The sequence below is a fragment of the Pseudochelatococcus lubricantis genome, assembly GCF_042432495.1.
Lineage (GTDB): Bacteria > Pseudomonadota > Alphaproteobacteria > Rhizobiales > Beijerinckiaceae > Pseudochelatococcus > Pseudochelatococcus lubricantis.
Genome location: NZ_JBHLXC010000002.1, coordinates 495,003 through 518,127 on the forward strand (window position 1 = coordinate 495,003; position 23,125 = coordinate 518,127).

The window sequence follows — 23,125 nt, forward strand, 5'->3', positions numbered from 1 at the left end:
AGGGTTGCCATGACCGACAAAGCACAGATCTATCTCGTTTCCCGCACCATCGACGACCCGAGCGGCGCCATGGCGCCGCTGGCCGAGGCGTGCGACGGCGGCGGGGTCGCGGCGGTGCTGCTGTCGTTCGCCTTCACCGACGAGCGCGAGCAGACAAAAGCGCTGAAGACCATCGTACCCGTGTTGCAGAAGGCAGGCGCGGCGGTGATCGCGCGCACCTCCCCTCTCGTCGCCGTGCGCGGTGGCGCGGACGGCGTGCATATCGATACCCACGGCGCCGTGCAGGAGGCGATCGACACCCTGAAGCCGGACCGCATCGTCGGCGTCGGCGGCTTGCGCACCCGCCATGAGGCCATGGAGGCAGGCGAGCGCGACATCGACTATCTCATGTTCGGCGAGCCCCGGGCGGACGGCAGTCTGCCCGACCTCGACACCACGATCGAGCGCGCGGCCTGGTGGGCGGAGATCTTCGCCGTGCCCTGCGTCGGCTTCGTCCACGATCTCGATAATGTCGCCGCCATGGCCGAAACCGGCGCGGAGTTCATCGGCGTCGGCGAGGCCGTCTGGTCGCATGCGGAAGGCCCGGCGGCCGCCGTCGCCAGGGTGCGCGCCATCATCGCCACGACCGACGTGCCGGGCAGGGAAGCGCCGGGCCGATGACGCGGGAACTGCCAGACGGCCCGTCTTCCGTTCTGCCGCGCGCCGGTGTCCGGCAGGCCGCCGTTGCCGTGGCCGCCAGCCTGCTCCTCGGCCTGCCGGCGGCGGCGCAGGATGGCAAGGACAAGGCGCCGGCCATTCCTTTCACCGGCGATTTCGGCCTGCCGGGCGCGGGCGGCCCCCGCAACGCGCTGCCACGGGCGCAGCCGGCGCCGACCGGCGCACCGCCGGGAGCCCGTTTTCTCCCCTCCCCCGTGATGCCGGGTGATTCGGGTGCGGACGACATCCCGACGCTGCCGGATTTCACGGCGGACTACGCCTTCGCGGACTATCAGCGCGGCTTCTACAAATCGGCCTTCGAGGGCGCCTCCCTGCGCGCTGCGCGCAACCCGCGTGACGGCGCGGCGATGACGCTGCTCGGCGAAATCTACGCCCAGGGGCTCGGCGTGGCGAAGGATCTCACGCAGGCCACCGCGTGGTATCGGCGCGCCGACGCGGCGGGAGACCGCAACGGCACCTTCGCGCTCGCCATGTTGGCCGTCGCTGAAAGCGCCGACGGCGCCGCAGCGGGCGCCGAGGAGAAACGCAAGGCCGCCGTCGCGCTGCTGGAGAAGGCTGCCGCCGCCGGCCATCCACTGGCGGCCTACAATCTGGCGCTGTCACTGCTCGCCGCGCGCCGCGCCGACGACGTTTCGCGCGCCGTTTCCCTGCTGGAGAAGGCCGCCGCCGCCGAGGTGCCGGATGCGCAATACGCCCTCGCCGTCATGCTGCGCGAGGGCCAGGGCGTCGGCCGCGACGCCGCGCGCGCGGCGCAATGGATGGCGCGGGCGGCTGCCAACGGCAACATCGCGGCGCAGGTGGAACTCGCGATCATGCTGTTCAACGGCAACGGCGTGGAGGTGAACGAGGAGCGCGCCGCGCGCCTGTTCGCCGTCGCCGCCGCGCGCGGCAACGCCATTGCCCAGAACAGGCTGGCGCGCATTCTCGTCGCCGGCCGGGGCCTGCCGAAGGACCTCGTGCAGGCAGCGGCCTGGCACCTGATGGCCTCCGCGCAGGGGCGCACGGATACATGGCTCGACACGGCGCTGAAGAACCTCACGCCCGAAGAGCGAAAACGGGCCGAGCTGCTGGCGCGCGAGCGCACGGACGACATCAACTTCGGGCTGGCGCCATAGGAGCGGGCACGGCGGCCCGGTGAAACATACCTTGACGCCGCGGCTGCTTGCGGGCAGATAACGGCACACGCTTCCGTTATCCGTCATTCGCCATCCGTTCCGGAGCTGGCGTTCATTCGGCTTGTCCCACAGGCAATTCAACATGATTCGCTCCCCCCTCATCACCGTCATGACCGATGCCGTCATGAAGGCCGCCCGCTCACTGAAACGCGACTTCGGCGAACTGGAGGCGTTGCAGGTTTCCCTGAAGGGGCCGGGCGACTTCGTTTCCGCCGCCGACAAAAAGGCCGAGACCGTCCTGCGCGAGGCGCTGGAAAAGGTCCGCCCCGGCTACGGCTTCGTGCTGGAGGAAGGCGGCATCGTGCCGGGCACCGATACGACCCATCGCTGGCACATCGATCCGCTCGACGGCACCACGAACTTCCTGCACGGCATTCCCCATTTCGCCATCTCCGTGGGACTGGAGCGGCAGGGGCAGATTGTCGCCGGCATTATCTACGACCCGATCAAGGACGAGCTGTTCGTCGCGGAAAAGGGCGCCGGCGCCTATCTCAACAACCGCCGCATCCGCGTTTCCGCGCGCCGCGACATGGCGAGCGCCGTTATCGCGACCGGCATTCCCCATCTCGGCAAGGGCGGACACCCCGCTTTCATCCGTGAACTCGCGGCGGTGACCGTTCGCACGGCCGGCGTGCGCCGCATGGGGGCGGCGGCGCTCGATCTCGCCTATGTCGCAAGCGGCCGCTACGACGGCTATTGGGAACGGGGCGTCAACAGCTGGGATATCGCCGCCGGCATCGTGCTGCTGCGCGAGGCGGGCGGCTTCATCGCGGATGCCGACGGCGGCGACAACCCGCTGGAAACCGGCACCGTCGTCTGCGGCAACGAAGTGATCCAGCGGGAGTTGCTCGGGCTACTGCGCAGCGCCAAGGCCTGACTCACGGGAATCGGCCGCCGCCGGGCAGGAGCACCTTGCCGAGCAGCCTCTCGGCTTGCTCCCGAAATTCACTGCGGCCGAGAGCGAGCGCGCTGCGCAGCTTCAACGTCGCCCACATGCTGCTCCCCTTCAGGTCCACGTGCACCTGCGCGGTCGAGACGGGCGATCTCGTATCGGAAAACTGGAACCTGACCTGCCCGGTGAGGTTCTCCAGCATCTCGATGTACTCGCCGGCTCTGGCCGTGACATCGAATGTGATGGTGTTCCCGTCCTCGCTCTGCTTCACGGCCAGTTCGGGCAGCGAAGTGTAATCGCGGCTGAATATGATCTCCCGCTTGACGAGGCTGAAGACCACTGCCTGAAACCCGGCACGGGCGGCTTTCTTCTCGGACGCGCTCAGGCTTCGTCCGAGATCGAATTCGAGATAGCATCTGGACTGCGGCTTCTGCACAGACGTGATTCTGATCGGTCCACGCGCCGTATTGAACTGCTCGGGCAGCGGCCGTGAGACGCCCGACAAGGCCGGCCGCCGCGAGGAGCCCATGCCGTCCGGAACAGGATTGGTTTCCCATTCGACACATCGACCCGCAAGAGGCCTGTCCGCAACGGCGAGACCGGTACCCGGAATACCCCGCCGAATTGATTCATAGTCGGCTGTATCTTCAAAATCCCCACGCTTTGCATAAATATATCCAAAACTTACAGACGAAATATGAGACATATACTGCTATCCTGATGTTTCAAAGAAGACGAAAATTATAAAAATAAACAGCGTTTTATTTTTAATATTATCAATTTTTACATCAAAATTTCGCATATATCCTTGCAAAAGTCAAATGTGTCGCCCCAGACCGTGGGCATTGCGACCTCCGGCGTCTTTCAGCCGATGCCCGGCAGGCCGCCGGGCAACCCGACTTCACGGGTTGCTGCCCCTGCCCGCGATTGTCATTGTCGTTTGGCATGTTTATCCTTAACTTCCGTCGCGATACCGCATTGCACAAACTGGAGCCCCGGGGGCCGAGACGATGACGTTTGCCGCTCCGAAGTTGTCCGCGCCACGGATTTATCTCGTGCGCGCTGCCGTCTTCCTTATCCTTATCGGTTTTGTCGCGCTGGTGCTGCAACGGCGGATCGTCGAGGCCTTCATGGCCAATCCGGGCCTGAACGGGCTGATCATCGGCGTGCTGCTGGTCGGCATCGTGATGTCGCTGCGGGAGATGTGGCAACTGTTTCGCGAGGTAAACTGGGTCAATGCTTCGCAGCTGACGGGCGAGGGCGTGGCGATCGCCGCGCCCCCGGTGTTGCTCGCGCCCATGGCCGCCGTGTTCGGCGAACGGCTGGAGCGCGCCTCCGCCCCGACGCTGACGGTGCGCGCGCTGCTCGATTCACTTGCCGCGCGCCTCGACGAAAGCCGGGACATCGTGCGCTACCTCGCCGGGCTTCTCGTGTTTCTCGGCCTGCTCGGCACCTTCTGGGGCCTGCTGGAGACGGTGAGTTCCATTGGCGGCGTCATTGGCTCTCTACGCACGGACGGCGACTCGGCCGTGCTGTTCGATGACCTGAAAACGGGGCTCTCGGCGCCTCTCGCCGGCATGGGCATCTCGTTCTCGTCATCCCTGTTCGGGCTTGCCGGCTCGCTGGTGCTCGGCTTTCTCGACCTGCAGACCGGCCAGGCGCAGAACCGTTTCTATACCGAGCTTGAGGATATCCTTGCCCGCTCAGTGGTGGACCATCCGGCGCCGGAAGTCATCGTGCCCGCCGTTCCCGAGGCCGGCCGGCCGGTGCAGACGGCAGCTCCCCCGACGGCGGAACTGAGCGTCGCACTCGACAGGCTCTCCGCGCTGGTGAGCGAAAACCAGGGCAACCGCGCCGCCACACAGGCGCTCGCCAATCTCGCCGAGGGCATCCAGTCGCTCGTGCAGCACATGCGCGGGGAGCAGCAGCTCATCCGCGACTGGGTCGAGGCGCAGGCCGACCAGCAGAGCGAGATCAAGCGGCTGCTCGAACGCCTCACCGCCCCCCCCTCCAGACGGGTGGACTGAGCCATGGCCCTGTCGCGCGGGCGCCGGGAAGCCCGGCGGATCGACTACTGGCCAGGGTTCGTGGATGCGCTGTCGACGCTCGTCCTGTCGATCGTATTCCTGCTATCGGTTTTCGTGCTGGGCCAGTTCTATCTCTCGCAGGAACTCTCTGGCAAGGACGAGGCGCTGCGCCGCCTCAACCAGCAGATCGCCGAACTCACCGACCTGCTCGCCCTTGCCCGCTCCGAGAACCGGAACCTGCAGGACAATCTCTCCACCCTGCAATCGACGTTGCAGACGAGCGAGGCGGAGCAGAACCGTCTGCAGGGGCTGCTGACCGCCGGCACGGACGCGCGCTCGTCCGCCTCCAGCGAAATCGGGCGCCTGTCTTCCGCGCTCGCCAGCGAGAAGGAAATCTCGGGACGTGCACTGGCGCAGGTGGAATTGCTCAACCAGCAGCTCGCGGCCCTGCGCCGGCAGCTCGCCGCGCTGGAGGACGCGCTTTCCGCGTCCGAGGCGCGCGACCGGGAATCGCAGGCACGGATTGCCGATCTCGGCAGCCGCCTCAACGTCGCCCTCGCGCAGCGCGTGCAGGAACTCGCGCGCTACCGCTCGGACTTCTTCGGCAGGCTGCGGCAGATTCTGGGCGAGCGGCAGGACATTCGCATCGTCGGCGACCGCTTCGTGTTCCAGTCCGAGGTGTTTTTCGACACCGGCGCGGCCGAACTGTTGCCGGAGGGTCAGCGCGAACTCGACAAGGTGGCGGACGCGCTGCTGGAACTCGTCGAGGAAATTCCGCCGGATATCCCGTGGGTGCTGCGCGTCGACGGCCATACCGACCGCAGGCCGCTCTCCGGCGCCGGCGCCTTCCGTTCCAACTGGGAGCTTTCGTCCGCCCGCGCGATCGCGGTGGTGCGCTACCTGCAGTCGCGCGGGCTGCCGCCGCAGCGGCTGCTCGCCGCAGGCTTTGCCGAGTACCAGCCGCTCGATCCCGGCGACGACGAGGAAGCCTTCAAGCGCAACCGGCGCATCGAACTCAAGCTGACCGAGCGATAGAATTGGACAACGCGCCGCAACCGCTGTTCCTGCCCCGCACCAGCGTCCGCGTCGTCCGCTCGCCCTTCGACGGCTTCGCCTACCGCATCTTTCTGGCGCTGCCTGAGCAGGCGCCGCCGGCAGCCGGCTATCCCGCCATATTCCTGCTCGACGCCAACGCCACCTTTCTGACCACCGTCGAGGCCGTGCGCATGCGCGCCGCGCGGCAGGATTCGACGGGCGTCGCGCCCGCTATCGTCATCGGCATCGGCTACGACACCGATAATCCCTACGACCAGCACAGGCGTGTCCACGACTTCACCCTGCCGCATACGCGCGACCGGCCGCGCGGCAACGCCGGGCCGCGCCCGACCGGCGGAGCGCAGACGCTGGCGCGGTTCATCGCCGAGGTGGTGCGCCCGCTCGTGGAGCGGGAGGCGCCGCTCGACCGCGCGCGCCAGGCCCTGTTCGGCCATTCGCTCGGCGCGTACTTTGTGCTTTCGCAATTGCTGCTCGATCCGGGCGCATTCGAGAGCTACGTGGCGATCAGCCCCTCGGTGTGGTGGGATGAACCGTGGCTGCACGCCAACGTGCCGCTGCTGCCGGCACGGATCGGCGAGGAGCAGGCGCCGCGGCGCGCGCTGATCGCCGTGGGCGAGTACGAGCAGGCGCTTGCACCCTGGCAGCGGGCGCTGCCCGACACGGAGCGGATCGTTGCCCTGCGGCAGGAACGGGCCATGGTGGACCGCTCCCGCGATCTTGCCCGCCTGCTCGCAGCGCATGCGCCGGCGCGCCTCATCATGCGTTTCGAGGAGCTGGCCGGGGAAGATCATTCGTCTTCCGCGCTGACCGGCATCAGCCACGGCCTGCGGCTTGCGCTATGGGACGGCGCCGGGACGCTCCATAACGTATGAGAATCCCCGCTGGCAGGCTGCACGGGCTACGGAATCTAACGGCGAGTTCAGTTCCGTTTGCAGATTTTTTATATTGTTTTTCAGACGAATTTACAGCCGCTCGCCTGAGGGCTCAACCACTCTTTTCCGCCTGTTTCTGCCGGTAGCGCGCGTACAGGGTATCGAACTCCTGCTCCAGAAACACGCTGAATTCCGGCGCCGCCGCTTCGTCGACGACGAAGACCGTGCGATCCTTGCGGGACTCGATCCGCACCACCGCCCGCCCCTCCTGATCGCGCCAGATGCGCTCGGACGTTTTCTCGGCCACAGCCTTGTCCGCCAGCGCCGCGAACACCTGCGCAAAACGGGCATTGCTGTCCGCCTGCCGGAACTCTTCGCTTTCCAGCACGGACTTGAGCCGCCGGCTGGCGCCTGGACGCTTGAGGTTTTCGGCGAGCAGCAGCCAGCGTGCGCGGCCGACGCGACCAGCCGGGCCAATGGCCTGCGCGACGTCCTCCGGAATGAGGCGCGCCACGGAAATATAGCGGCTGAGGTCTGCCTTGTCCGTCGACAATGCTGCGACGATGGTGGCGCGTTCGAAGCCGGCGTCCTCCAGCCGGCGGGCAAAGAGTGCCTTTTCGATATAAGAGAGATCGCGGCGTTCGAGGTTTTCCTTGCCCTGCGCGACCACCATCTCGGCGTCGGTCAACGGCCGCACGATCGCCTTGACGGAGATACCGAGCTGCTGCGCGGCGCGTAGACGCCGATGTCCGTAGGCCACCTGATAGCGGCGCGGTGTCTGATCCTGATCGCGCGGGCGCACCAGAATCGGCACCTGCTGGCCGGAATCGCGGATGCTGGCCACGAGTTCGTCGAACGACGGATCCACCTCCGGCTGCAAGCGGTCCGCCACCATGCCGCTGTCGACCAGCGCGGGATCGAGATTGACGACGACCGTCCCCTCCTCGATCTGCTCCTGCAACCGTGCCGCGTTACGCGCCCCCTCGGTGAGCTGCTGCAGCGACGCCCCCATGGCGGAGATCGCCCCGCTCCTGATGCGCTCCCGTTCCGCTTCGCCGACGGGTGCCGCAGGCGGCGTGACGGCCTTTTTCTGCGTGAACAGGGCGGCGAGAGTGTCCTTGCGGCTCATCGGTGCTTCCTTCTTCAATTTCCCGATCCGGTCCGTAGCCTGTTGGGAGCTCCCAACAGAACGCCGCCGGACTATGCCCCGCGCCCCCAGGCGCCCGCGATCAGCCGTTCGATTTCGCCATTCACCGCATCGAGCGCTTCCATCGCCCGGTCGTAGGTGGAGCGCGTCAGGTTCTCGCGGCCGATCTCATAGAGCGTCTGCTTCGTCAGCCCCGCGTCGGAAACAGCCGCCGACTTGACCATGGGGTTGGTGAGTACGTGATCGCCGAACAGGTTGCGCAGCAACGCGACGACCTTGGTCTGCGGCCCGTCCTGCGGTTCGTACCGGGTGATGAGGTAGCGGACGAAATCGTAGTCCAGCGACGCGCCGACGCCGCGCACCACCGTCAGCAGATCGTGCGTCATCAGCAGGAACTGGCTCATGGACGCGATGTCGAGCATCTGCGGATGCACCGTGATGATCATCGCGGTGGCCGCGCACAGCCCGCTCAACGTGAGGAAGCCGAGATGCGGCGGGCAGTCGAGCACCACAATGTCGTAACGGTCGGCCACGTCGTCCAGCGCACGGGCGATGCGGGTATAGAAAATTCCGTCCCCTCCCTGCGCGCCGGCGGCAAGCGCGCGCGGCGTGTCGTGCTCGAACTCCATCAGTTCGAGGTTGCCCGGCACGAGATCCAGCCCGTCGAAGTGCGTCTGGCGCACGACTTCACTCAGCGGGCGAATCTTGTCGTCGTACCGGATGGCCGCGTAAAGCGTGTCGTTGGCCTTGACGTCGATCTCCGGCATGACGCCGAGAAGCGCCGACAGGCTCGCCTGCGCGTCGAGGTCGATGGCAAGCACCCGGTATCCGTGCAGCGCCAGATACTGCGCAAGATGCGCGGCCGTCGTCGTCTTGCCCGATCCACCCTTGAAGTTCGTCACCGCCACGACCTGCAGGTGGTCGCCCTCTCCACGGCGCGGCAGCAGCGCCTGCGTGTCCCTGCCACGCATGTTCCCCGCCAGCAGATGCCGCAGTTCGTTGATCTGCGACAGGGAATAGAGCCGGCGCCCGTTGCCCGACATCTCCGGCGCCGGCCCCTCATTGGCCAGCGACAGTTTGCGCAGCGTGGAATCGGACACTCCTATCAGGCGAGCAACCTCGCCGGAGGTGAAGCGCCGCAGCGTCTTGCGCGACGACGGCGGAAACAGGGCGTCGCTCAGCGCCTGCAACTGGCTGCTGAGCAATTCCGCATGCTCGCCGATGGTGACGTCCACCGCCGTTTTGGCGGGACGCGGGAGAAGTTCGCTGGCTGTCATTTTGATTCCGTCGTCACGGATTAATATCCGTATCCGCAATTTCAGCGTGATGGTATCAGATCAACCACATAACGCAAGACACCTCGCGCCGACTTGCGCATTTCGGCGGGCTGCGCGCCGCCGTGCGATCATACCGGAAGGATGACTGTCAGAACACGTCGCTCCCCGCCATGCCCTTGGTCAGGGTCAGCAGGATGATCTTGATATCGAGCCATAGCGACCAGTTCTCGACGTAATACAGATCGAGTTCCACGCCGCGCTCGGCTTTCTCAAGCGAATGAATACCGCCACGCATGCCGTTGATCTGCGCCCAGCCGGTAATACCGGGTTTCATGCGGTAGCGGTGCATGTAGGCACCCACCGTGTCGTACTGCCGGCCGCCGACATCCATCCTCGCCACGTGGGGACGCGGTCCGACGATGGACATGTGGCCCTCCAGCACGTTGAACAGTTGCGGCAGTTCGTCGAGCGACGTCCTGCGCAGGATGGCACCCACGCGCGTGATCCGCGCGTCGCCGCGCAACGTCCCCCGGGTGCCGTCGTCGACGGGGTCGACGCGCATGGTACGGAGTTTATAGAGCGTGAACGGTCTGTCGTTGCGTCCCACACGCTGCTGACGGAAGAGCACGGGGCCGGGCGATTCAAGACGTATGAGCAGTGCCGCGAGCAGGAGCAGCGGCAACGTAACCGCAAGCCCGGCAACCGCCACGACCTTGTCCTCGATCCATTTCGCGAACAGCAGCGTGCCCTTGAGCGGCTGACGGACGACCTGTAGCGTCGGCAACTCGCCGACGCGCAGGACCTGCGCGAAACGCGGACGGAATGCGTCATGCGTCAACGACACCGTGACATCGACCGACAGGCGGCCCAGGCGGTCGATCAGCATCCCAAGACGCACGATGTCGTCCCAGGGCAGGGCGACGATCACAAGGTCGAGCGCATCGCGCCCGTCCCATGTCAGCAGGTCATCCGTGCGGCCGAGCACAGGCACGTCGGCGACGGCGCCCGTTCCCGCCGTGTCGTCGGTGAAGACGCCGATGCACTGCATCAGGCCCGCATCGTTCCGGTTCAGCCGGGAGATGGCCCTTTCCACCTCGGCGACGGCGCCCACAATGACGACGCGCCGGCGCAGGACAGCCCGGCGGGCGAGATGATGCATGCCAGGCAGCACGATGGCCAGACGGCCGAACAGCAGCGCCGCGAACGGCGGCAGCATGGAGAGCGGAACGGCGGCGCCATAGGAGGGCGCGCCCGGCACGAGGGCGGTCTCGAAGACAGTCACCGCCACCACGGTCACGCCCGCGCCGACGGCGACCTGGCGAATCTGGCGCCCGGCCGACCGGTAATATTCGGCCCGGTAGGCGCCGCCAGCTTTCATGACGGCGCGATAGATCGCAGCCTGAAGCAGGCACAGCGCCGCACTGCGCGCGGCGGCGCCGTCCGCCCACAGGACATGCGCCGCCACCGCGCCGGCCGTGAGCATCGCAATGTCAACGAGCATGGCCAGCCTGTTGATCAGGCCATGCGTCCACCGTGTCATTCAATCACCTCGCCGAGCCCCCGGCACCGCAGCATCGAGGCAACCTCGCGAGAATTCGCTAAAAAGGCAATAATGACGCTAAATTTCCGCTTCCTTAAACATCAATATAACACTTAAATTTTATATTGATTTTTACACATAAATATAGATCAATTTATTGAAATTATTATTTAATTTAATGAAACTTCTATATTTAAATATGCATTCTTATAAATGAACATTTTATTCAGTATTCGTATTTTTGTTATGAAATTCCATTTCGTGACCGCCTTTCCTGTGGAAACTGGCCGCAAGAGCCGCCGACCACCATTGCGCACTGTCGCCAACCCGGGCCGCCGTGGTAAACAATATATACATCGATTCACCGCAATTATAAAGGTCGTATATTTTTCTATTATCACAAATGATATTTGCTTTTTATAACTAATAAACGGAGCATAAGATGCTTTTTGGGAAGATATTATATAATAATAATTATGATAATTATCATTAGTTATTTTTTATTTTCTTATTTTTTTCATTTTTACGTCCAGCTGTTCCACGGATAGCAGAAGGCAACTCGAATTGGTGATCGCCACACATCGCGATGCGCATGGCCCCGATAACGCCGCAGGCGGTATCCGCGTGTCCGTGCCGGCGCGACATTTCACCGTCCGCGACCTGCTGGCGGCAGCCGCCTATCACAGGCGCGTCATCGTTCTGGCGGCGCTTGTGCCGGTCGTCGCCGCCATCGCCCTCGCAGTCTTCTCGCGGATTCAGTACACGTCGAACGGCCTGCTGATGGTTCTCGTCTCCCGGGAGTATTCCGGCACGCAGGGCGTGACGGACAACGGTCCGGCCGTTCTGTCGGTCGAGGGCCTCAAATCCGTCGAGGCGGAGGTCCTCATCCTCGAAAGTGCCGAGGTTATCCGCGCGACGCTCGCCGACATCGGCTCGCAGGCTTTATTCCCGCCTTCGCTTGCCTCCCGCTGGTCCGTGGCGCTGGGACGGGATGCGGGTTCCAACGAGGACGCGGCACTCCAGGCGTTTCGCGAGCGGCTGCGCGCCAGCGTCCAGTCGGGCTCCAACGTCATTCTGGTGGGTTTCACCCATCCGGACCGCGATCTCGCCGTGATGGCGATGGACAGGCTCATCCACCACTATCTCGCCCGCCGCAAGACGCTGTTCGATAATCCGACATCGGCCATCCTGACATCGCAGGTCGAGCACCTCGAAACCCGCCTCCGGGAGACGGACGGCGCCATTAGCGAAGAGATGACGCAAGCCGGCATCATTGACCTCGCCCAGGATCTGACGCTCGCCGCCAACCAGGCCGACAGCATACTGGACCGCAGGCGGCAGGCGAGCGAGCGCCGGCGTGCGATCGACGGGCAACTCGCGCAGGCGGAAAAGCAGCGGGCGGCGCTGCACGACACCGTTTTCGACTCTCGCCAGCGTAGCAACGAAGCCGTACCCGGCAGCAACGCCGGCGACCTGCTGGTGCAACTGCGCACCGAGCGTGAATCGCTCATCAGACGCTATGCGCCCGGCCACCCGCTCATCCGCGAGGTAGACGCCAAGATCGCCGTGGCGATCGACAGCGCGAAACACCCGCCGGAGCGCTCCACGTGGTCGGAACGCGACGTTCGCAACCCTTCCGCCGACTTCATCGATAACATGGTGGTCAGCCTGAACGTGGAGCGCGACGCTCTCGACCGGCAGATGCACGAACTCGATGCCCAGCAGGAACAGGCACAGCGGCGCGTGGACTCGCTGCGGAACGCCGAGACGCGGCTGCGCGTACTGCAGCGGGAGCGCACCGTCCTCACGGATACGCACGGCGAATACGTCAAACGCGCGGAAGCGGCCCGGATCGAGGAGACCGCCGCTGCAGTGCGGGCCTCCAATGTCCGGGTGATCCAGTCCGGCCGGGACGATGTCGTTGCGCGGCACCTGGCGCTACCGTTCATTGCGGCAGGGCTTCTCGCGGGCCTCCTTTCGGGCGCCGCAGCCGGCGTCTGCGCGGCGGAACTGCGCCCCGGCTTCATTCGCCAGCAGGATGCGGAGCGGGCGCTGCGCCTTCCCGCGCTCGCTGTGTTGGCGGATGCGCCCGGGGGTTTCGACGCGCCGCAGAACCGGCAGGCGCTGCTATCGCTCGTCGCGCGCCTGCGCGACATCGATGTCGGCGGCGAGCCGTTATCGACCCTGCAACTCGTGGATATTGGCGCTGCCGGCGACAACGTGCGCCTCACCGAAGCGCTCGCGGTCGAACTGGGCGCGGGCAGGGGGCTGCGCACGCTCGCCATCGGCGTATCCGTACCCGTAACGCAGGAAATCGAGAGTTACGACGGCGTCCGGATCGCGCAGACTGCCATTCCCGGCCTCGACGTCGCCTCGGTCGACGCCGACTCGCCGCTCGTAAGCCTCAGCGCGCCGCCCCGCAGCGCGCGCGACCTGCTGGCGGGGCTGCGCCATCGCTACGACGTGATCCTGATCGGCTTTCCAGCCCCATCGATTCATCTCACGCGCCGCCTCGCAGTTGCCGTCGAGGCGAGCCTGCTGGTGGTGCGCGCGGAACAGTCGCGCGGCCCCGTCGCGACGTGGAGCCGCGACAACATCTTCGACGCCGGCGGCGGCATTGCCGGCTTCGTGTTCACGGGACGCAAGTTCTACCTGCCGGAATGGATTTACCGATGGCTGTGATGCTTAAGCACGCGCGCGTCGCAATGGCCGCCACGCTGCTGGCCGGATGCGCCGCTGTGGACCGGAACGAGACTGCCCTGTCCACCGGCCAGAACCTGACCTTCGTCGAGGCCAACACCGAGGGCTTCGTGGCCTGGAGCGACACGGCACCGCCCGTATACCGCGTCGGCCCGGGTGATCGCCTGAAGATCAAGTTCCTGCTGACGCAGGAAATGGACGAGGACGTCATCGTTTCGCCAGACGGCCATATCGGCCTTCGCGCCACCGGGCAGGTACGGGCCACCGGACGCACGCTGCCGGAGCTTGAGACGCTCATCCGCGCGGTTTCGCGCAGGACGGTCGCCGATCAGCAGGTGGTGGTGTCGATCGAGGAGGCGGTATCGTCCCGCATCTACATCGGCGGCGCGGTCCGCAACCCGGGCTCGATGCAACTCACGGACATGCGTATCAACGCGCTGCACGCCGTTCTGCTGGCCGGCGGCTTCACGGACGACGCACGCCTCGGCCAGATCGCCGTCATCCGCCGCAGTCCGGAGGGCAAGGCGATGCTGCGCACACTGGACATCCGCGCCGTGATCGAGACTGGCGGCGTCGAGGACATTGCTCTGCAGCCGGGCGACGTCATCTATGTCCCGCGCAGCTCGATCGCGGAGGTCAACCTGTGGGTCGACCAGTTCATCAACAAGGTGGTGCCATTCCAGCGCAGCTTCGGTTACACGATCGGCAGCTACAGCACGACGACCGGGGGCATCATGCCTTGAAGCGCGTGCCCGGACCGGATGAGCCGAACCATCCCATAACCCCTCCCGCACCCGCAGGCGCCACTCCGCCAGCGTTGGAAGCCATTTTGCCGGGAGCGGACATCGCCGGTGGCAGCGCGGCGGAGCCGACGGGCGGGACCCATAACGTGGCGATCACCGTCATCCTGCTGGTCGTGTTGCCGTTTTTCGGCCAGAGCTTCTACTACATGAGCCAGTGGCCTGCGGTCTACTATCTGTCGAAGGCGTGGCCGGTCATCGTCGTCCTGCTCACACTGCGCGGGCTGACGTCGGCGGATGCGCCGCTGCGTCCGTTCTTCCTCCTTCTCCTCGCGTATCTGTTAGGCATCGCTCCCGTCGTGGCCATGGCGAACTGGGGCGGCGGCCTTGCCGATGCGATGCTTACCACGGTGAAGGTCTGGCCCTTCACCTATTACTTCGCGCTGCTCGCCCTGCTCAGGCTGCTGGCTCCGACGCCGCGGCAACTGGCGTGCTCCATGCTGGCGCCGGGTGTTGCCACCTTCGTGCTGATGCCGTTGTTATGGCTCACCATTCCTGAAAGCTGGTACTCGACCGATGCCGTTGGCGCGAAGTTCCTGCTTTATGACGTCGAACGCGGCTATCGCATCTACATGCCAATGTTCTTCGGTGTATTGCTGCTGTTCTATCTTGTCAGACGCCTACAGCAACAACGCGAGTTATGGGTGGCGCTCGCGATCCTCTGCTGTTTTGCAATGCTGGTATTTATCTACAAACAGCGCATGACCATCGCTGCCGCCGCTGTCGTGGCGGGGCTCGCGCTGATACCGCCGCGGTGGTTCCGGCTTGCCGCGGCGCTGGTGCTTTGCGGCGGTACCGCGGCGGCGGTTGGCGCAGGGTTCAGCCCTTTCGCCGCATCGGTTCAGGAGGTGCTCGGCGGCTCGCTGTCGGTGCGCCTGCAGTCGCTGCGGTCCGCTTTCGCCTATCTCGGCGACAATCCCTTCGGCTGGCTCGTCGGCATGGGTGCGATGTCGCGTTTCGGGGAGGTGACGATGGGGGACATTCTCGGCAACGACTTCTTCTTTCTCGCGGACATCGGCTGGGCCGGCATTGTCTTCGAATACGGCCTTGCGGGCGCCGCGTTGATCCTTTCCATCCACTTCGCGGGCTTCCGTCTGGCGCGCGGACTGGCCCGGGGCGGCGCGGCGTCGCCGTTCGTGATGGCCGTCGGCGACTACATCCTGTTCATGCTTGTCCAGTCCGCCGTCTATTCCCTCGTCTTCGTTCCTGGCGAGTTCGCATCGTTGCTCGCCATTGCCGTCTATCTCGATCGGCCCGGCGGCACTGCCCCCACTGATGCGCCGCAAGCGCATACACCGGCCGCTGCCATCCATTTCGAACCCCGACCGCCGGCGATCCTTCATGCGCCGGCATGTACGCGAACCCGTCGATGAGCTCGTGTCGCGCACCCGCAATCACACGGCGAGCGGGAACGGCAGCTCGATCTGCTCCTGCTCGATCCTGCGCGGCAGCGCGTGCTTGTAGTGATAGCGGCGGATCTTGCGCTTGCCGGCCCCCAGCAGTTCGATCGACCATTCCTTGAGACCGCCGGCGCGGATCATGTCGTCAAACGCCTGCCGACAATCCTTGCGGAACTGGGAGCGGGTCGAATCCGTCTCACGCTCGCCATAGACCTCACGGTCGACAAGGCTAGCCAGCATGGTCTCGTCGACAAAAAGGTGGGTGGGCTTCGAGTCGATATATGGCCAGAACGACTTGGCATAGTCCGACTTCAGCGCGAACTGCACCTCGGCGTTGAGGGAAACGAGGTTCTTGGTACGGAACGCCGCCAGCACGCCGCGCCCGAAACGGACCTTCACGCGGCTGTCGAGATTGACGCCGTCCCATTCCACGGTATCGATAATACCGGTGATCATGCCGCGTCCGCCGAGCCTGCCGCGATGCAGCTTCTCCATGATCTGGTCGGGATTGCCTTCATAGATGGTGATCACCACCTGGCGCAGATCCTGAAACACCTGTTTCTGGGTGAGCAGGTTGTTGACGTGCTGCGTGAGGCCCTGGGCCTTGAGCAGCTCACGCCAGGTGGTAACAACCTCGATCACCTCGTAATGGGACGGAACACCTTGCAGCGTGCCATTTTGCGGCGCATCGGGATTGGGAATGCGCAGCGTCGTCATGCGCTCCTTCAGGCGGAACAGCGCATAGATGACATCACGGTGCAGGCTGCCGAGTTCGCCGCCACGCACCTGCACCACGGACTGACCAGGAACATAGAAAATGCGCTCGATATTCGAATCAATGATACCGCGGCGCTTGGGGGCAAACGCCGACGTGCGCGTGAGCTTGGCCGGCACGGGCGCGGGATTGCGGCGCCCGCGCCTGTTCTGGCGCGTCCGACGGTCACGCTCAAGCCGCTTGCGCTCAACTTCACTGAGTTCCTCAGCCATGCCTTCCTCCGCCCGCTATCCGGATCGCCACATCCGGTCCCGACCAACCGACCCACGACCTTGCCAACGCCGTCAGCTTTGGCGGCATATGCACCGACCGTCAAGCAAACGGGAATAGCGGTCACGGAAACACAGGTTTTCAACAGGCCGAGCGTATGGGAACGGCGGTCACGACAACGGAAGCACCGGCCCCGGAAACGGGAACAGTGGTCTCGGCAACCGGAGTCGTGGTCACGGAAATCGGGAACAGCGGTCACGAAAGCGGCCGTTAACACTTTGTAAATGCTCAGAATGGGGAGTCAGACTCTTTATAAAGGATTCTTTTAAGGATAATTTCTAACGACAGCGCTCCTTCGAAAACGCCTCCAAAAAACCAGCATCGCCCGTCTCCCGTAAAATCAGTCCGTCATGTCTCCTTAGGCTCTCCAGCCAACCGCATCAGAATCCGCTCTCTTCCCCGAACAAAAGCAGGCTCCACGCCAAGCACCTGATTCCATACATCTCTATCCGGAATAGCGATCACGGAATCACCCTTCTGAAGCGTTTCCGATTCGGTACGCTCCCGGAATCCGTCAACATGCATCAGTTAAAATTATCAAACTTTATCAATGCGGTAATCGGGAACAAAAGCCCCGGAAGGCTATAGTGCCTGCTTCATGCCTTGCTCCCCGGCGCATTACGGGACCTATTGGACAGGCGGGCCAAAAAGGTTAACGGAATTCCCCATGATTTAGTAAGATTTTGAAATATCGTGTAGTTTTCGGGAACGCCGGTCACGAACCATCGCGATTCCGGCCTCCGGCTGCGGCTTCGACTACCCGGCCAACTTGCCCCAGCGCCAGAATCAGCCTCCTGATACGCCTCGACAAACCGGCCCTTATCGCCTCTTCAGCAGATATTCACTGTTTCCACCATGTTCAGTCCACACAGCACTTCATTTCCCGGCGTTTCTCATCGACGACGTACGCCAACATCTCGCAACGCGGGAATGGCAGTCACGGAACAGCCATCCAAGGCACGTGCTTCCACTGTCAACGGAGGCATATAACCGTCTGGAAATGCAGGCAGACAAGACATAGCCGGAGGCCGGAACAGCGGTCACGGAACCGATCGCCGTGGCGTGGCATGACACGGCCACGTTATCGCATTCAGTGCGGGAATAGCGGATACGAAACAACCACCCGGCCCCTGCGGCACGGAATGATGGTGTCAGGAAAGCTATAGTTCACCGTGCATGAAAAGGGCCTTTGAATGGAATTATTATAATAAAACAAAATGTTATTATTATTTACATTTAGCCGATAAAGGTCCAATAGATATTCATAAACTTGCTCATGTGTCGTGAGACACCAGACCGTTGAGGATGTGCCATGTCCAGCCCCTTTCGCGCGATGATGCTTCGCGGCGTCCCGGTTCAGACCGATCCCCGCACCCTCGTCCAGAATGTCGGCAGCCCTGTGAAGACCGGCTGCGGCTTCCACGACGTCCGTGAGATACTGCGTTCAGCCGGTCTGCGGCCGACACGCCAGCGCATCATGTTGGGGTGGCTGCTGTTCGGGCGCGGTCACCGCCATCTGACGGCCGAGATGCTCTATGACGAAGCCTGCGAGGCCAAGATCAGCGTGTCACTGGCCACCGTCTACAATACGCTACACCAGTTCAGGGAAGCGGGTCTGCTGCGCCAGCTCGCTGTCGACGGCACCAAGAGCTATTTCGACACCAACATTGCCGAACACCATCATTTCTTCGTGGAAGACGACCAGACGCTGGTCGATATTCCGGACGGACTGATTTCCGTCGCCGGCCTTCCGGAAGCGCCCGAGGGCATGGAGATCGTCTGCGTCGAGGTGATCGTGCGGGTGAAGCGCAAGGCCGCAAAAACCGCTGCCTCGTCCACGCGCGGACTGGTCGAAGCTTGATGCACCGGTTTTTCCCGCGCGTTCCTGTGCTGCTGCGTTGCGGCCTCGCCGCCATGTTCGTGGCGTGCGCCGGAACGATGGTGCTGGCACAGACAGCCGCCCCACGCCCCGGCGCCGGTGAGAACGCGAAGGGGCGGACGGCGCCGCCGCGCCCCTATCCCGGTGATGTGATGAAGCATTGGCCGGCCTATCCCGATGAGGCGCGCGCCGCGGGACAGGAAGGCACGGTCGTCGTAAGGCTGCGCATCACCGCCGCGGGCAATCCGGAAAACATCACTGTCGAGCGCAGCAGTTCCGTGGTATCGCTCGACGTCGCGGCAGCGCTGGCCGTGAGCCGCTGGAAGTTCGAACCCGCGACCCGCGATGGCAAGCCCGTCGATGCGACCGTATCCCTGCCGATCCGTTTCTCGCTGACGGATGCCCCGCCCGCGCAAGGCGCCGCGCCGCAATGACGGGGCGCTACTGCAGCCGCTGCAGGTGGCGGTAGAGCGTGCTGCGGTTGATGCCGAGACGGCGCGCCGCGAGCGATATGTTGCCGCCGCAGGCTTCGAGCGTCGCACGCATCACGTCGCGCGTGTGATGCTCCAGCAGGCCGGTCTCGATGGGCTGCGCGACGGCCGGCATCGGCTGTATCCGGCGCAGGGCCGTCGGCAGGAGGTGCGGGCCGGGATGCGTTCCGGATGTCGCAAGTGCCGCCAGCGCTCGCAGCGCGCCCACCAGTTCACGATAGTTGCCGGGCCAGTCATAGGCAGCCATGCGGCTGCGGGTTTCTTCCGGCAGGGGAGCCGAACCGCCCGTCACCTGCCGCCACAGGCCGTCGATCAGCGGCACGAGATCGGTGCGCGTGCGCAGCGGGTTCAGCGTCATCGTGAACTGGGCGAGGCGGTAGTAGAGGTCCGGCCGGAAATGCCCCTGCCGTGAAAGCGCCTCGATATCGCGGTGGGTCGCGCTGATCACACGGATGTCGACGGGCGAGGGGCGCCCGCCGCCGAGCGGCATCACCTGCCTGTCCTGCAGCACGCGCAGCAGGCGGGATTGCAGCGCGAACGGCATGTCGCCGATTTCGTCGAGAAACAGGATGCCGCCGTGAGCCTCCCGCAGCAGCCCCCGCGAGCCCTGCCGACGCGCGCCGGTGAACGCGCCTTCCTCATAGCCGAACAGCTCCGATTCGATCAGGCTTTCGGGAATGGCCGCGCAGTTGACGGCGACGAAGGGCTTGTCGGCGCAGCGGCTTTTCCCATGGACGGCGCGCGCGAACGCCTCCTTGCCGGACCCCGTCTCACCATGAATCAGCAACGGGATATCGGCGTCGACGAGCCGTGCCGCATTCTCGACATCGGCGAGCGTCTGCGCGTCGAATATCGGCTGCGGCCAGGGAATGGCGGTCATGAAAGCGGCGGGTGAGGGACGCTCACGCGCAGGGACCGGCGCTCTCGCGGCTGCGGCTGGCAGCGTCGGGCGCCGCGACGCGGCAGCCTGTAGTGCACGGTCTCGCCCGAGTGGAACCTTAGCGTCCCTTCCTCGCCAAGCGATCCGCCGCCGTCGAACAGGGCGTCGAAGGACGTGCGGCCGAGCGCATCCCAGCCGCGCGATATGGCCTGAAGGGCGTGCCGGTTGGCGGCGATCAGGCGGTCGCCCTCGAAGACGAGAATGCACTCGCGCGCGGTGCCGAGCAGGGATCGTTCCGTATGGAAGCGCAACATCTCGATGTCGCCACGGTCCGCCCGGTTCCCGAAGGCCTGATCGAACAGCCGGTGCTCGATCTGGTCGATGACGAGCCGCACCATCGACAGGCTCTGGCGGGAAATCGTGGCGGCGCTGCCCGACAGGTCGAGCACACCGGCGATCGCTCCACGGGGATCGAAGATGGGCGCCGCAGCGCAGCTCAGCACGCGATGCGGCTCGTAGAAATGCTCCCCGCCGCGCACCATGACCGGCCGCCGCTCGACGAGCGCCGTGCCGATGGCATTGGTGCCGATGCTGGCCTCGCTCCACGCCACGCCCGGGCGCAGCGCGACGCCCGCCGCCTTCCCGGCGAAGGCTGTGTCACCGACGGCGTCGAGCACCATGCCGTTCGCGTCGGACAAGACCACGATGCCGCCCGTGGTGCGCGCCTCGCGTCGCAGAGACTCGATTTCCGCCTGGCACAGGCGGCGCAGCATCTCGTGCTGCTCGTGGGCCTCGCGCAGGTATTGCGGGCCGACGGGCTCGACAGTGGGGTCGCGGCTGGCGTCGTGCCCGAGTTGCGAACACCGCAGCCACGACTGGAGGATGGTCCGCGAGACGAGCGACGCGGGGACTTTCTGTTTGGAAAAAAACTGCTGTCGCGCGACCGCAACCGTATCCGTGGATTGCGGCGTCGTTGAACCTGTTGCCATGGCCGTTCCTCCAGGTGTTGTTATTTGCCGCGGCTGTTGCAACAATCATGCTGCATTCTGCAACACCTTTCCAGCACGATCGTTGCGTCAAACGTGACGTTCTTTTTCGAGTTATTCCGCAGACTGGCGATTTCTTGACGCCTGTCAATACTTGCCGCGTTGCAGCACGGAATTGCGGCGCCGCACCCGGAACGTGGCATGCACGGTGCTAGGAGACCGTCAGGCACACTTCAGGGAGGATCGCCGTGAACAAGTACGAACCAGCCACCTCGCTTCTCAAGACCCCTTTTAAGGAGCGTTATGACAACTTCATCGGCGGCAAATGGGTGGCGCCGGTCGACGGCCGCTATTTCGACAACACGTCGCCGATCACCGGCAAGAAGATTACCGAGGTCGCTCGCTCGCAGAAGGAGGACATCGAACTGGCGCTCGACGCCGCCCATGCCGCGCGGGAAGCGTGGGGACGCACCAGTGCGGCCGAGCGCTCGCTGATCCTCAACCGTGTCGCCGACCGCATCGAGGAAAACCTCGATCTGCTGGCGCTCGCCGAATCGTGGGACAACGGCAAGCCGATCCGCGAGACCACCAACGCCGATATCCCGCTCGCGGTGGACCATTTCCGTTACTTCGCCGGTGTCATCCGGGCGCAGGAGGGCGGCATCAGCGAGATCGACCACGACACCGTCGCCTACCACTTCCATGAGCCGCTCGGCGTCGTCGGCCAGATCATCCCGTGGAACTTCCCCATTCTCATGGCGGTGTGGAAGATCGCCCCGGCGCTCGCCGCAGGCAACGCCATCGTGCTGAAGCCGGCCGAGCAGACGCCCGCCTCGATCCTGGTGCTGGCTGAGCTCATTCAGGACATCCTGCCGCCCGGTGTTCTGAACATCGTCAACGGTTTCGGCCTGGAGGCCGGCAAGCCGCTCGCGTCGAGCCCGCGCATCGCCAAGATCGCCTTCACCGGCGAGACGACCACGGGCCGCCTGATCTCGCAATATGCCAGCCAGAACCTCATCCCGGTGACGCTGGAGCTTGGCGGCAAGTCGCCGAACATCTTCTTCGCCGACGTGCTGGACGCGGATGACGACTACTTCGACAAGGCCATCGAGGGCTTCGTGCTGTTCGCCTTCAACCAGGGCGAGGTCTGCACCTGCCCGAGCCGCGCGCTTATCCAGGAATCGATCTACGATCGCTTCATCGAGCGGGCGCTGGAGCGGGTGAAGGCGATCAAGCAGGGCAACCCGCTCGATCCCACCACCGCCATCGGCGCGCAGGCGTCGAGCGAGCAGCTCGAGAAGATCCTGAGCTACATCGACATCGGCAAGCAGGAGGGGGCGGAACTGCTCGTCGGCGGCGAGCGCAACGTGCTGGAAGGCGAACTCGCCGGCGGCTACTACGTCAAGCCGACCGTGTTCAAGGGCCAGAACAGGCAGCGCATCTTCCAGGAGGAGATCTTCGGCCCCGTGGTCGCGGTGACGACCTTCAAGGACGACGACGAGGCGCTGGCACTGGCCAATGACACGCTCTACGGGCTGGGTGCGGGCGTGTGGACCCGCAACGGCACGCGCGCCTACCGATTCGGGCGCGGCATCCACGCCGGGCGCGTGTGGACGAACGTCTACCATGCCTATCCGGCGCATGCGGCCTTCGGCGGCTACAAGCAGTCTGGCATCGGCCGCGAGAACCACCTGCAGATGCTGAACCACTACCAGCAGACCAAGAACCTGCTGGTGAGCTACAGCGCGCAGAAGCTCGGCTTCTTCTGATCACGATCCTGCCCCGCCGCCGAAGTGTGGCGGGGCAGGTCCATACCGCACTGCCGCGGGGAACGGCATTGGCGGGCCCACGGGGAGGCCGACGATGAACGATGCAACCGTCAAGCGTGTTCTGGCGACTGACGCGGCGCTTACGCTGATCGATACTTTGCGCGCCGATCATGGTCCGATCCTGTTCCACCAGTCGGGCGGTTGCTGTGACGGTTCCTCGCCGATGTGCTATCCGCAGGGCGAGTTCCTTATCGGCGACAGCGACGTGCGGATGGGCGAGATCGGCGGCGCGCCGTTCTACATGAGCCGCCCTCAGTTCGAATACTGGAAACACACGCAGCTCATCATCGATGTCGTGCCCGGTCGCGGCGGCATGTTTTCGCTGGAAAACGGCCGCGATGTGCGCTTCCTGACGCGCTCGCGGCTGTTCACGGAGGAGGAGGAAGCGGCGCTGCCGGTGTTGTAGGCGCCC

Annotated in this window: 20 protein-coding genes; 13 read left to right on the forward strand and 7 right to left on the reverse strand. The window is 64.6% G+C overall.

Going from position 1 to position 23,125, the window contains the following annotated elements; translation table 11 throughout:
* Positions 1-9: 9 nt before the first annotated feature.
* From ACFFJ7_RS05125 to ACFFJ7_RS05135, 3 genes are all read left to right on the forward strand, one after another.
* Positions 10-660, forward strand: a complete 651-nt coding sequence (locus tag ACFFJ7_RS05125) for a thiamine phosphate synthase (RefSeq protein WP_377590955.1) — start codon at positions 10-12, stop codon at positions 658-660.
* Positions 657-1,832 (forward strand): tetratricopeptide repeat protein, encoded by a 1,176-nt coding sequence (locus ACFFJ7_RS05130; protein ID WP_377590956.1) that lies wholly within the window; start codon positions 657-659, stop codon positions 1,830-1,832. Before ACFFJ7_RS05125 ends, ACFFJ7_RS05130 begins: the two co-directional genes overlap by 4 nt.
* Positions 1,833-1,974: 142 nt before the next feature.
* Entirely contained in the window at positions 1,975-2,769 is a 795-nt protein-coding gene (locus ACFFJ7_RS05135) for an inositol monophosphatase family protein (RefSeq protein ID WP_166947819.1), read from the forward strand.
* Position 2,770: 1 nt separating this feature from the next.
* Here the strand turns inward: ACFFJ7_RS05135 and ACFFJ7_RS05140 are convergent, their stop codons facing one another.
* Complete coding sequence (locus tag ACFFJ7_RS05140; RefSeq protein WP_377590957.1) at positions 2,771-3,289, reverse strand: hypothetical protein; 519 nt, start codon at positions 3,287-3,289, stop codon at positions 2,771-2,773.
* A 505-nt stretch (positions 3,290-3,794) separates the two neighbouring features.
* Here ACFFJ7_RS05140 and ACFFJ7_RS05145 point away from each other — a divergent pair.
* The 3 genes from ACFFJ7_RS05145 to ACFFJ7_RS05155 are packed head-to-tail and all read left to right on the forward strand — an operon-like array spanning position 3,795 to position 6,739.
* Positions 3,795-4,811 (forward strand): flagellar motor protein MotA, encoded by a 1,017-nt coding sequence (locus ACFFJ7_RS05145; RefSeq protein WP_166947823.1) that lies wholly within the window; start codon positions 3,795-3,797, stop codon positions 4,809-4,811.
* A gap of 3 nt (positions 4,812-4,814) precedes the next feature.
* A complete protein-coding gene (locus ACFFJ7_RS05150; protein ID WP_377590958.1) occupies positions 4,815-5,846 on the forward strand; it encodes a peptidoglycan -binding protein in 1,032 nt (343 codons plus the stop codon).
* A gap of 2 nt (positions 5,847-5,848) precedes the next feature.
* A complete protein-coding gene (locus ACFFJ7_RS05155; protein ID WP_377590959.1) occupies positions 5,849-6,739 on the forward strand; it encodes an alpha/beta hydrolase in 891 nt (296 codons plus the stop codon).
* A 112-nt stretch (positions 6,740-6,851) separates the two neighbouring features.
* On the opposite strand, the gene repB is transcribed toward ACFFJ7_RS05155, so the two are convergent.
* The 3 genes from repB to ACFFJ7_RS05170 form a co-directional block, all read right to left on the reverse strand.
* Positions 6,852-7,868 (reverse strand): plasmid partitioning protein RepB, encoded by a 1,017-nt coding sequence (gene repB, locus ACFFJ7_RS05160; RefSeq protein ID WP_166947830.1) that lies wholly within the window; start codon positions 7,866-7,868, stop codon positions 6,852-6,854.
* Positions 7,869-7,939: 71 nt separating this feature from the next.
* Positions 7,940-9,163 (reverse strand): plasmid partitioning protein RepA, encoded by a 1,224-nt coding sequence (repA, locus tag ACFFJ7_RS05165; RefSeq protein WP_166947832.1) that lies wholly within the window; start codon positions 9,161-9,163, stop codon positions 7,940-7,942.
* Positions 9,164-9,311: 148 nt separating this feature from the next.
* Positions 9,312-10,703, reverse strand: a complete 1,392-nt coding sequence (locus ACFFJ7_RS05170) for an exopolysaccharide biosynthesis polyprenyl glycosylphosphotransferase (protein ID WP_377590960.1) — start codon at positions 10,701-10,703, stop codon at positions 9,312-9,314.
* A gap of 564 nt (positions 10,704-11,267) precedes the next feature.
* Here ACFFJ7_RS05170 and ACFFJ7_RS05175 point away from each other — a divergent pair.
* The 3 genes from ACFFJ7_RS05175 to ACFFJ7_RS05185 all read left to right on the forward strand — a co-directional run bounded on the left by ACFFJ7_RS05175 (position 11,268) and on the right by ACFFJ7_RS05185 (position 15,576).
* Positions 11,268-13,385 carry a GumC family protein gene (locus ACFFJ7_RS05175; RefSeq protein WP_377590961.1) on the forward strand — a complete coding sequence of 706 codons (2,118 nt, stop codon included), beginning with the start codon at positions 11,268-11,270 and terminating at the stop codon, positions 13,383-13,385.
* Positions 13,376-14,146 carry a polysaccharide biosynthesis/export family protein gene (locus ACFFJ7_RS05180; protein ID WP_377590962.1) on the forward strand — a complete coding sequence of 257 codons (771 nt, stop codon included), beginning with the start codon at positions 13,376-13,378 and terminating at the stop codon, positions 14,144-14,146. Before ACFFJ7_RS05175 ends, ACFFJ7_RS05180 begins: the two co-directional genes overlap by 10 nt.
* 86 nt (positions 14,147-14,232) lie before the next feature.
* A complete protein-coding gene (locus tag ACFFJ7_RS05185) occupies positions 14,233-15,576 on the forward strand; it encodes a hypothetical protein (RefSeq protein ID WP_377590963.1) in 1,344 nt (447 codons plus the stop codon).
* Between the two features lie 21 nt (positions 15,577-15,597).
* Here ACFFJ7_RS05185 and ACFFJ7_RS05190 read toward each other — a convergent pair whose 3' ends face one another.
* Entirely contained in the window at positions 15,598-16,590 is a 993-nt protein-coding gene (locus ACFFJ7_RS05190; protein WP_166947841.1) for a hypothetical protein, read from the reverse strand.
* Between the two features lie 1,370 nt (positions 16,591-17,960).
* Between ACFFJ7_RS05190 and irrA the strand changes: the two genes are divergently transcribed.
* Positions 17,961-18,509: an iron response transcriptional regulator IrrA gene (irrA, locus tag ACFFJ7_RS05195; protein ID WP_166947843.1), complete on the forward strand. Its 549-nt coding sequence runs from the start codon at positions 17,961-17,963 to the stop codon at positions 18,507-18,509.
* Positions 18,509-18,961 carry an energy transducer TonB gene (locus tag ACFFJ7_RS05200; RefSeq protein WP_377590964.1) on the forward strand — a complete coding sequence of 151 codons (453 nt, stop codon included), beginning with the start codon at positions 18,509-18,511 and terminating at the stop codon, positions 18,959-18,961. Before irrA ends, ACFFJ7_RS05200 begins: the two co-directional genes overlap by 1 nt.
* Positions 18,962-18,968: 7 nt before the next feature.
* Here ACFFJ7_RS05200 and ACFFJ7_RS05205 read toward each other — a convergent pair whose 3' ends face one another.
* Together ACFFJ7_RS05205 and ACFFJ7_RS05210 are read right to left on the reverse strand one after the other, a co-directional pair.
* Complete coding sequence (locus ACFFJ7_RS05205) at positions 18,969-19,898, reverse strand: sigma-54-dependent Fis family transcriptional regulator (protein ID WP_377590965.1); 930 nt, start codon at positions 19,896-19,898, stop codon at positions 18,969-18,971.
* Positions 19,895-20,887: a sigma-54-dependent Fis family transcriptional regulator gene (locus ACFFJ7_RS05210; RefSeq protein ID WP_377590966.1), complete on the reverse strand. Its 993-nt coding sequence runs from the start codon at positions 20,885-20,887 to the stop codon at positions 19,895-19,897. Before ACFFJ7_RS05210 ends, ACFFJ7_RS05205 begins: the two co-directional genes overlap by 4 nt.
* Positions 20,888-21,132: 245 nt before the next feature.
* On the opposite strand from ACFFJ7_RS05210, the gene adh reads away from it, so the two are divergent.
* Together adh and ACFFJ7_RS05220 are read left to right on the forward strand one after the other, a co-directional pair.
* Positions 21,133-22,653, forward strand: a complete 1,521-nt coding sequence (gene adh, locus ACFFJ7_RS05215; protein ID WP_377590967.1) for an aldehyde dehydrogenase — start codon at positions 21,133-21,135, stop codon at positions 22,651-22,653.
* A gap of 94 nt (positions 22,654-22,747) precedes the next feature.
* A complete protein-coding gene (locus tag ACFFJ7_RS05220) occupies positions 22,748-23,119 on the forward strand; it encodes a DUF779 domain-containing protein (RefSeq protein WP_166947851.1) in 372 nt (123 codons plus the stop codon).
* Positions 23,120-23,125 lie beyond the last annotated feature (6 nt).

What these genes read in the sequence shown, in the direction of transcription:
- irrA (WP_166947843.1), top strand. Translation starts at nt 17,961, where the DNA reads ATGTCCAGCCCCTTTCGCGCGATGATGCTTCGCGGCGTCCCGGTTCAG.
- repA (WP_166947832.1), bottom strand. Translation starts at nt 9,163, where the DNA reads ATGACAGCCAGCGAACTTCTCCCGCGTCCCGCCAAAACGGCGGTGGAC.
- ACFFJ7_RS05130 (WP_377590956.1), top strand. Translation starts at nt 657, where the DNA reads ATGACGCGGGAACTGCCAGACGGCCCGTCTTCCGTTCTGCCGCGCGCC.
- ACFFJ7_RS05145 (WP_166947823.1), top strand. Translation starts at nt 3,795, where the DNA reads ATGACGTTTGCCGCTCCGAAGTTGTCCGCGCCACGGATTTATCTCGTG.
- ACFFJ7_RS05200 (WP_377590964.1), top strand. Translation starts at nt 18,509, where the DNA reads ATGCACCGGTTTTTCCCGCGCGTTCCTGTGCTGCTGCGTTGCGGCCTC.
- repB (WP_166947830.1), bottom strand. Translation starts at nt 7,868, where the DNA reads ATGAGCCGCAAGGACACTCTCGCCGCCCTGTTCACGCAGAAAAAGGCC.
- ACFFJ7_RS05220 (WP_166947851.1), top strand. Translation starts at nt 22,748, where the DNA reads ATGAACGATGCAACCGTCAAGCGTGTTCTGGCGACTGACGCGGCGCTT.
- ACFFJ7_RS05170 (WP_377590960.1), bottom strand. Translation starts at nt 10,703, where the DNA reads ATGACACGGTGGACGCATGGCCTGATCAACAGGCTGGCCATGCTCGTT.
- ACFFJ7_RS05205 (WP_377590965.1), bottom strand. Translation starts at nt 19,898, where the DNA reads ATGACCGCCATTCCCTGGCCGCAGCCGATATTCGACGCGCAGACGCTC.
- ACFFJ7_RS05125 (WP_377590955.1), top strand. Translation starts at nt 10, where the DNA reads ATGACCGACAAAGCACAGATCTATCTCGTTTCCCGCACCATCGACGAC.
- ACFFJ7_RS05190 (WP_166947841.1), bottom strand. Translation starts at nt 16,590, where the DNA reads ATGGCTGAGGAACTCAGTGAAGTTGAGCGCAAGCGGCTTGAGCGTGAC.
- ACFFJ7_RS05210 (WP_377590966.1), bottom strand. Translation starts at nt 20,887, where the DNA reads ATGGCAACAGGTTCAACGACGCCGCAATCCACGGATACGGTTGCGGTC.
- ACFFJ7_RS05180 (WP_377590962.1), top strand. Translation starts at nt 13,376, where the DNA reads ATGGCTGTGATGCTTAAGCACGCGCGCGTCGCAATGGCCGCCACGCTG.
- ACFFJ7_RS05135 (WP_166947819.1), top strand. Translation starts at nt 1,975, where the DNA reads ATGATTCGCTCCCCCCTCATCACCGTCATGACCGATGCCGTCATGAAG.
- ACFFJ7_RS05150 (WP_377590958.1), top strand. Translation starts at nt 4,815, where the DNA reads ATGGCCCTGTCGCGCGGGCGCCGGGAAGCCCGGCGGATCGACTACTGG.